The sequence below is a fragment of the Isoptericola croceus genome, from assembly GCF_029382255.1.
Taxonomy (GTDB): Bacteria; Actinomycetota; Actinomycetes; order Actinomycetales; family Cellulomonadaceae; genus Isoptericola; species Isoptericola croceus.
On sequence record NZ_JARLLG010000008.1, the window covers coordinates 167,408 to 175,258 of the forward strand.

General features: G+C 68.7%; 8 protein-coding genes. 2 read left to right on the forward strand and 6 right to left on the reverse strand.

Translation table 11 applies throughout. From position 1 onward, the window contains the following. Window positions 1-82: 82 nt before the first annotated feature. The 6 genes from PZC42_RS16630 to PZC42_RS16655 all read right to left on the reverse strand — a co-directional run bounded on the left by PZC42_RS16630 (window position 83) and on the right by PZC42_RS16655 (window position 5,647). Window positions 83-1,033, reverse strand: coding sequence for a hypothetical protein (locus PZC42_RS16630; protein WP_277212714.1), 951 nt, complete (start codon window positions 1,031-1,033; stop codon window positions 83-85). A gap of 207 nt (window positions 1,034-1,240) precedes the next feature. After that, on the reverse strand, window positions 1,241-1,690 hold the full coding sequence (rplI, locus tag PZC42_RS16635; protein ID WP_277212715.1) for a 50S ribosomal protein L9: 450 nt from the start codon (window positions 1,688-1,690) through the stop codon (window positions 1,241-1,243). A gap of 18 nt (window positions 1,691-1,708) precedes the next feature. Next, window positions 1,709-1,945, reverse strand: coding sequence for a 30S ribosomal protein S18 (gene rpsR / locus PZC42_RS16640; RefSeq protein WP_106265817.1), 237 nt, complete (start codon window positions 1,943-1,945; stop codon window positions 1,709-1,711). Between the two features lie 78 nt (window positions 1,946-2,023). Further along, window positions 2,024-2,581: a single-stranded DNA-binding protein gene (locus PZC42_RS16645; RefSeq protein WP_277212716.1), complete on the reverse strand. Its 558-nt coding sequence runs from the start codon at window positions 2,579-2,581 to the stop codon at window positions 2,024-2,026. 113 nt (window positions 2,582-2,694) lie between these two features. Continuing rightward, the gene (rpsF, locus tag PZC42_RS16650) at window positions 2,695-2,985 is read right to left on the reverse strand and encodes a 30S ribosomal protein S6 (RefSeq protein ID WP_277212717.1); all 291 of its coding nucleotides are present in this window, start codon (window positions 2,983-2,985) and stop codon (window positions 2,695-2,697) included. Window positions 2,986-3,151: 166 nt separating this feature from the next. Further along, entirely contained in the window at window positions 3,152-5,647 is a 2,496-nt protein-coding gene (locus tag PZC42_RS16655) for a transglycosylase domain-containing protein (protein ID WP_277212718.1), read from the reverse strand. Between the two features lie 317 nt (window positions 5,648-5,964). Here PZC42_RS16655 and PZC42_RS16660 point away from each other — a divergent pair, with 317 nt between their 5' ends. Both PZC42_RS16660 and PZC42_RS16665 read left to right on the forward strand, forming a co-directional pair. After that, window positions 5,965-6,630, forward strand: a complete 666-nt coding sequence (locus PZC42_RS16660; protein ID WP_277212719.1) for a PadR family transcriptional regulator — start codon at window positions 5,965-5,967, stop codon at window positions 6,628-6,630. Beyond that, window positions 6,627-7,718, forward strand: a complete 1,092-nt coding sequence (locus tag PZC42_RS16665) for an inositol-3-phosphate synthase (protein WP_277212720.1) — start codon at window positions 6,627-6,629, stop codon at window positions 7,716-7,718. Before PZC42_RS16660 ends, PZC42_RS16665 begins: the two co-directional genes overlap by 4 nt. The last annotated feature ends 133 nt before the right edge of the window (window positions 7,719-7,851 follow it).

The window sequence follows — 7,851 nt, forward strand, 5'->3', positions numbered from 1 at the left end:
GCCTCCGCTCGGCAGGTTCAGCTCCGATCGGCACCTCGAGCGACCGATCGGAGCCGAACGGACCGACCGGAGCCGGACGGCGTCACTGCGGCCGGGTGAGTAGCGGGTTGCGGCGTGCTGCGCGACGAACCGATGGAGGGAAGCGCGCCAGGAGTCTCTTCGCCACGGCCTCCGGGTGAGCGGCGTCCTTCGACGTCACCCGGAGCAGCGGGATGCCGGTCTGCTCCGTGATCGCCTCTTCCCGGCGCTTCTCGGCGATACTGGCCTCGTCAGCGTCATAGCCGTCCCCGAACGCGCCGGTCCGGTACTTCACCAGCCCGTCGAACTCGGCCAGGACCTCATGGTCGGGCCAGCCGAGATCCACCCGGTGACGGCCGAGGCGGGACGTCACCGGCACCTGGGTCTGCGGACGGGGCAGTCCCACCCAGTGCCCCACGTAGCGCAGCCAGGACTCCCATGGGCTTTCCGCTCCTGCGTCGGCGAGATCGAGCACCAGAAGACCTCGGCGGCGCCCTTGCCGCCGGCATCGGACGATGGCGGAGGCCTCCTCCACGTCAAGGCCGCGAGCCAGGGCGGCATCGGCCACGACGAGCCCTTCGAGCGGCGGCAGCGTCGTCACGCAGTCCGCGACGGTCCGTCCCAGCGACGTCACCGGCACCCCGAACCGCTCGGTGCGGTGCTCAGCGGGAACCTCGAGGAGGTGCCGCCGGACGTCCACCGCGGCGCGTGACGACGCACGGTAGTGCTGCGCCAGGTGCACGACCGTGGGCAGCCGCCACAGCGGCAGACCGTGGAGCACGGCCGCCGTCGCATGGCTGCACCAGTGGTCCGTACGCAGCTGGGCGCTCACGGCACGCGCCCGGTCGAGGGCGAGCTCCCGCGCGGCCGACCATCCCGAGCGGTCCGGTGTGCCGCCGTCGGGCACTGCGCGGCATGCGCCGCGGCGGATCCGTTCGATCTCTCCCTGACGGCGCGCCGCCCGCAGCCGTGCCGCGTCGTGGTCGCGGGCGACGAGGATCTCGGAAACGCTCATGCAGGCCAGCATGCCGCGCCACCGCCATCACCCACCGACGCCATCCACAGGCCACCAGTCCGATCGGTATGTCCAGCTCCGGTCGGCACCTCAAGCGACCGACCGGAGCTGGAACTGCCGACCGGAGCGGCACGCACCGCGATGCAGAAGGCCCTGGTCCCGCTCGCAGAGCGAGGGGACCAGGGCCTTCAGGTGATCGAACCGGCGTCAGCCGGCGACGACCTCCAGCTCGATCTTCGCCGACACCTCAGGGTGCAGACGGATCGACACGGTGTGCACACCGGTCGACTTGATCGGCTGACCGATCTCGATCTTGCGCTTGTCGACCGACGGGCCACCGGCAGACGCCACCGCGGTGGCGATGTCGGCCGTGGTGACCGCACCGAAGAGACGGCCGGACTCGCCGGCCTGCGCCTCGATGGTGTACGCCTTCGACTGGATCGAGGCCGCAGCGGCCTCGGCGTCCTCACGCGTCGAGAGCTCACGGGCCTTGCGAGCCTTGCGGATCGCGGAGACCTGCGACTCGGCGCCCTTGGTCCACGGAGTGGCCAGCGAGCGGGGGATGAGGAAGTTACGGGCGTACCCGTCCTTCACCTCGACGACGTCCCCGGGCTCACCGAGACCGGTGACCTCGTGGGTCAGGATCAGCTTTGCCATGTTCTGGATCCTTTCCGGTCAGCGGGCCGACGACGAGTACGGCAGCAGGGCCATCTCGCGGGCGTTCTTGACGGCCTTGGCGATCTGGCGCTGCTCCTGCACGGAGACGCCGGTGACGCGACGCGCGCGGATCTTGCCGCGGTCGGAGATGAACTTGCGCAGCAGTGCGGTGTCCTTGTAGTCCACCGTCTCGACCTTCGCCGCCTTCAGCGGGTTGGCCTTCTTCTTGGGCTTGCGCACCACAGGCTTGGCCATGGTGAGTGCTCCTTACTCAGGATCGTCCCGGCTGGTTCGCACCAGCGGGACAAGGGGTGATCTGGGGTTGAGCGACGATCAGAACGGGGGCTCGTCCGAGAACCCGCCGCCGGACGACGCCGGGCCAGCCGTGGCCCAGGGGTCGTTCTGCTGCTGACCGCCGCCGGAAGAACCGAAACCGCCGCCGCCCTGGCCTCCGCCGGGCTGGCCACCGGGAGCGCCGGCGTTGCCGCCGTACCCCCCGCCGCCACCGAAACCGCCGCCACCGGAGCGCTGCGCACGAGTGACCTTGGCCGAGGCGAACCTCAGCGACGGGCCGATCTCGTCCACCTGCAGCTCCACGACGGTGCGCTTCTCGCCCTCGCGGGTCTCGTACGACCGCTGCGTCAGACGGCCCTGCGCGATGACGCGCATGCCCTTCGTCAGCGACTCGGCGACGTTCTCCGCGGCCTCACGCCAGATGGAGCAGCGCAGGAACAGCGCCTCCCCGTCCTTCCACTCGTTCGACTGCCTGTCGAACGTGCGCGGCGTGGACGCGATCGTGAAGTTGGCAACGGCAGCACCCGACGGGGTGAAGCGCAGCTCCGGGTCCGCAGTCAGGTTTCCGACGACCGTGATGACGGTCTCACCAGCCATGCCAAGCTCCTTCGTTCGTCCGCGAGATTCGGCTGTACTCGACTTCCAGGGAAGATCTCACCACGAGCCTCCCACAGGGGGCAGGGTGAGCGGAGTGTTTCGGTTCAGCGGATTCAGCGAGCGTTCGCGCGCAGGATCTTGGTGCGCAGCACGGCCTCGTTCAGGCCGAGCTGACGGTCCAGCTCCTTCGCGGTGTCCGACGTGGACGTGAAGTCGACGACGGCGTAGATGCCCTCGGACCGCTTGTCGATCTCGTAGGCCATACGGCGACGGCCCCAGATGTCCACGTTGTCGACGGAGCCGCCCTCGGTCTTGATGACCGTGAGCAGCTTCTCGAGCGACGGGGCCACGGTGCGCTCCTCGACCTCCGGGTCCAGGATCACCATCAGTTCGTACTGACGCATGTGTTCAACCCACCTCCTCTGGTCTCAAACGGCCACGGTCTGTCCGTGGCAGGAGGGTTCTTGCGTGCGTCGGCCGCGCCAACGGGTGGCACGGCCAGTCCACCAGGGTACCGGTCGGAGCACCCTGGCAGGAACCCAGGTCACCCCGACTGGCGGGTGGCGTCGGTCACCCGTCCCCGCCGCCACCGATCCCGTTGCCGAGCCCTGGACCGTCGTCGTCGTCCGGCGGGCCGGCTTCGTCGTCGTCCGACGGCTCAGGTCCGCGCGAGACGACGATCGTCACCGTCGCACCGGGCTCCACCTCGGTGCCGGCGCCGGGTTCGGAGCGGATGACCTCGCCCACCGGTTGGTCGCTGTACTCCTCGGTGGTGGCCGAGGACAGCCCGACCCGCCGGAGCCGCTGCTCCGCGGCCGTGCGTGCCTGACCCGCCACGTTCGGGACGGCTACCTGCTGTGGCTCGTCGGACTTACCCGTCGAGACCTCCAGCGTGATCGTCGACCCGGTCGGGATGCGGTCGCTGCCGTTCTTGACGTTGACCACGGTGCCCTTGCGGGAGTCGTTGTTGACGGCTTCCGTCGCGACGGACAGGCCCAGGCCCTCGAGCAGCCTCGTCGCCTGCGAGATGTCCATCCCGACCAGGTTGCCGGGCACGTCGACCCACTCGGGCTCTTCCGTCTCCGACGGCGTGGGGCTGGGCGAGAAGGACGGTTGCGGCGGGATGTACTCGGGGAACTCCTCGATCTCCTTGCCGTCGAGCGCCACCTGCATGAACTCGGTCCATGCCGAGGCCGGCCAGGTGCTGCCCGTGATCTCGGAGTAGCCGCCGAAGGCGTCGATCGAATCGGGCCCGGCGAGGATCCCTTCCTCGACGTCCACCTTCTTGTACTGGCGGATGTTGACCACGGTGGCGAGCTGGGGGGTGTAGCCGGCGAACCAGGCGGACACGTTGTCGTTCGAGGTACCGGTCTTGCCGGCCACCGGACGGCGGGTCCCGTCGGGCCCGGTGAGCTCCAGAGCTGCGCGACCGGAGCCCTCCTCCACGACCTTCGTCATCGCGTAGGTCGCCTGGGTCATCACGTCGCGCTCGAACCGCCTCTCGCCCGTGGTCTCCGGCTCCCAGCGCAGCGAGCCGTCCCGGTGCTCTACGCGGTCGACGACGTGCGGCTTGACGTAGTTGCCCTCCGCGGCGATCGTCGCGTAGGCCGACGCGAGGTCGATCGGGTAGACATCCGCCGTACCCAGCACGTTCGACGGCACGGCCTTGATCTCGGTGTCCTCCCGGATGCCGAGGCGGTGTGCGACGTCGACCGTCTTCTCGGGCCCGACGGCGAGGTTCAGCTCGACGTAGGCCGTGTTCACCGAGTTCGCGGTGGCTTGGACGAGGTCGACCTGGCCATAGCTCTGCCGCCCGAAGTTCGTCGGCCACTCCTTCGTGGGGTCCTCGGGGTCGAGATGCCCCGGGGAGTTCCCGTCGAACGTCTCGTTGAGCTCGTAGTCCTCCTCGAGCGCCGCGATGAGCGTGAACGGCTTGAACGTCGAGCCGCCCTGGACCGTGTCCTGGGTGGCGGTGTTCAGCGACTGCTTGATGTAGTTCTTCCCGCCGTACAGCGCGACGACGGCACCGTTCGAGGGGTCGATCGAGACGATGGAGGCGCGGACCTTCTTGTTCGCGTCGTCCGGCATGTCCTTGACGATTCTGTGGGCCTCACGCTGCAGCTTGGGCTTGATCGTGGTGTAGATCTGCAGACCCCGGGTCTCGATCTCCTCCTCGGTCATCCCGTTCCTCAGCAGCTCGGCCTTGACCGCGGCCATGATGTAGCCCTTCTGGCCACCGAGGCTGTTGGTGTTCTCCGTCTTCTCGATGAACTCCGGGAACTCGGCGGCTGCCCGCTCCTCCTCGGTGATGTAGCCCTGGGCGGCCATGCGGTTGATGCTGCGCTGCCACCGATTCTGCGCGACCTCGAGCTGCACCGAGGGGTCGTAGGTCACGGGTGCGGGGATGATGCCGGAGAGCATCGCCGCCTCGGAGTAGGTGAGGTCGGCGGCGTCCTTGCCGAAGTACTCCTGGGCGGCGGCCTGGATCCCGTAAGTGCCGCGACCGAAGTAGATGGTGTTGAGGTACCGGTCCAGGACCAGCTCCTTGGACTGGTCGCGGGCGATCTTCAGCGCGATGATCGCCTCCTGCGCCTTGCCGACGTAGTCCTGGGTCCTCCCCAGGTAGTACTGCTCAACGTACTGCTGGGTGAGGGTGGACGCTCCCTGGCGGCCGCCGGAGCCGGTGACGTTGTTCATGGCGGCACGGACGATGCCCCGGAGGTCGACGCCGTTGTTCTCCCAGAACGTCGCGTCCTCCGAGGCGACCACGGCACCACCGACATAGGTCGGCAGGGTGTCGTAGTTGACGATCTCGCGCTTGATGCCGGAGAAGGTGCCGATCTCCTTGCCGTTGCCGTAGTAGACGGTCGTGGCCTGGTGGTTGACGTCGTCGAGGTTCTTCGGGATCTCCGTGGAGGTCCACGCGGCGAAGAAGACGCCTGCACCGAGGGCGATGCCGCCCAGCATGCAGCCGACGACGAAGCGCCACGACGGCAACCACCGCAGCACCGGGTTCTTGCCCCGGCGCGGGTAGTTCCAGAAGCGACGTCTGCGCTTGCTCCCCACGTCCCAGCCTTTCGATTGCGGAGGTCCCCAGCGGCAGCCCCGCCCCCTGGAGGCACGAGGGACCACAGGGAACACTAGGGGATCCACCCACCGCAGTGTCCAGACCTTCCTCCTGTGACGCGGTTCCACGCCGACCGTCCCCAGACCCTCACGTCCGGCTCCACCGAGCCTTCACAACTCGGTGCCCGACGGCGGTCGAGTGCTTCCCGTTGCCCCGACCGGTCGAGTCGTCCTATCCTCACGATGTATCGACTCGATACAACGAGTCATACACTGAATCCATCAGGTGCAGTGCGTCAGCGGAGGAGGGCAGCAGGGTGCGCAGTCGCTCGAACGTCCTCGAGACCGCCATCCTCGGCCTGCTCAGCGCTGCGCCGCTGCACGGCTACGAGCTGCGCAAGCGGCTCAACCTGCTCCTGGGGTCCTTCCGGGCCTTCTCGTACGGCACCCTGTACCCGGCGCTGAAGTCGCTGGTCGCGCGAGGGCTGATCGAGACGGTCGACCCGGACCCGGTAACCACCGCGCGACCCGCCACGGGCACGGCGACCGGGCGTCCGCCGTCGGGCACGAAGCCGCTGACCGGACGCCGCGGGCGTATCGTGTACCGGCTCACTGCCGACGGCAAGGAGCACCTTCAGACCACTCTCTCCTCCGCGGGCCCCTCGGCCTGGGAGGACGAGAGCTTCGACGTCCGGTTCGCGCTGTTCGCGCAGACGGACGCCGAGACCCGCCTCCGCATCCTCGAGGGCCGGCGCACCCGGCTGACGGAGCGGTTGGAGGCGGTCCGGGAGTCCGCAGCTCGGACCCGGGAACGGCTCGACGAATACACGCTCGAGCTGCAACGGCACGGGCTGGAGCAGGTCGAGCGCGAGGTGCGCTGGCTCGACGGGCTCATCACCACCGAGCGCGACCGCGCGAGCAGCCGCGACAAGACCGCCGGGACGCACGACGTCCCGGCCCCGAGAAACAAGGAGCGAGGATGACCTCCGTCCGCGTTGCCATCGTCGGCGTCGGAAACTGTGCATCGTCCCTGGTCCAGGGTGTGCACTACTACCACGACGCCGACCCGTCAGACACCGTCCCGGGTCTCATGCACGTCCAGTTCGGTGACTACCACGTGAGCGACCTCGAGTTCGTGGCGGCGTTCGACGTCGACGCGAAGAAGGTCGGCTTCGACCTGGCCGAGGCGATCCATGCGTCCGAGAACAACACCATCAGGATCGCGGACGTGCCGCCCACGGGCGTCATGGTCCAGCGCGGCCCCACCCTCGACGGGCTCGGTGACTACTACGCCGCGACGATCGACGAGGCGGACGGCGACCCGGTCGACGTCGTGCAGGCGCTCAAGGACGCGAAGGTCGACGTCCTGGTGTCCTACCTGCCGGTGGGCTCCGAGCAGGCCGACAAGTTCTACGCGCAGTGCGCCATCGATGCGGGCGTGGCCTTCGTCAACGCCCTGCCCGTCTTCATCGCCTCCGACCCCGAGTGGGCCAAGAAGTTCGAGGACGCCGGCGTGCCGATCGTCGGCGACGACATCAAGTCGCAGGTCGGCGCGACGATCACGCACCGCGTGCTCGCCAAGCTCTTCGAGGACCGCGGCGTCGTGCTGGACCGCACGTACCAGCTCAACGTGGGCGGCAACATGGACTTCAAGAACATGCTGCAGCGCGACCGCCTCGAGTCGAAGAAGGTCTCCAAGACCCAGGCCGTGACCTCCAACCTCACCGGCGCGCTGGCCGGCAAGACGGAGGACCGCAACGTCCACATCGGCCCCTCGGACTACGTCGCCTGGCTCGACGACCGCAAGTGGGCGTACGTGCGCCTCGAGGGCCGCGCGTTCGGCGAGGCCCCGATCAGCCTGGAGTACAAGCTCGAGGTGTGGGACTCCCCCAACTCGGCCGGCATCATCATCGACGCCATCCGCGCCGCGAAGATCGCCAAGGACCGCGGCACCGGCGGCCCGATCCTCTCCGCGTCGACGTACTTCATGAAGTCCCCGCCTGTACAGATGGAGGACACCCAGGGCCGCGCGCACCTGGAGGCCTTCATCCGCGGTGACGTGGAGCGCTGACCCGGAGCGAGCTTGCGAGCGCAGGGTCGGCGCGACCATCCAGGTGGAGCGCTGACCCGGAGCGAGCTTGCGAGCGCAGGACGATCGCGACCATCCAGGTGGAGCGCTGACCCGGAGCGAGCTTGCGAGCGCA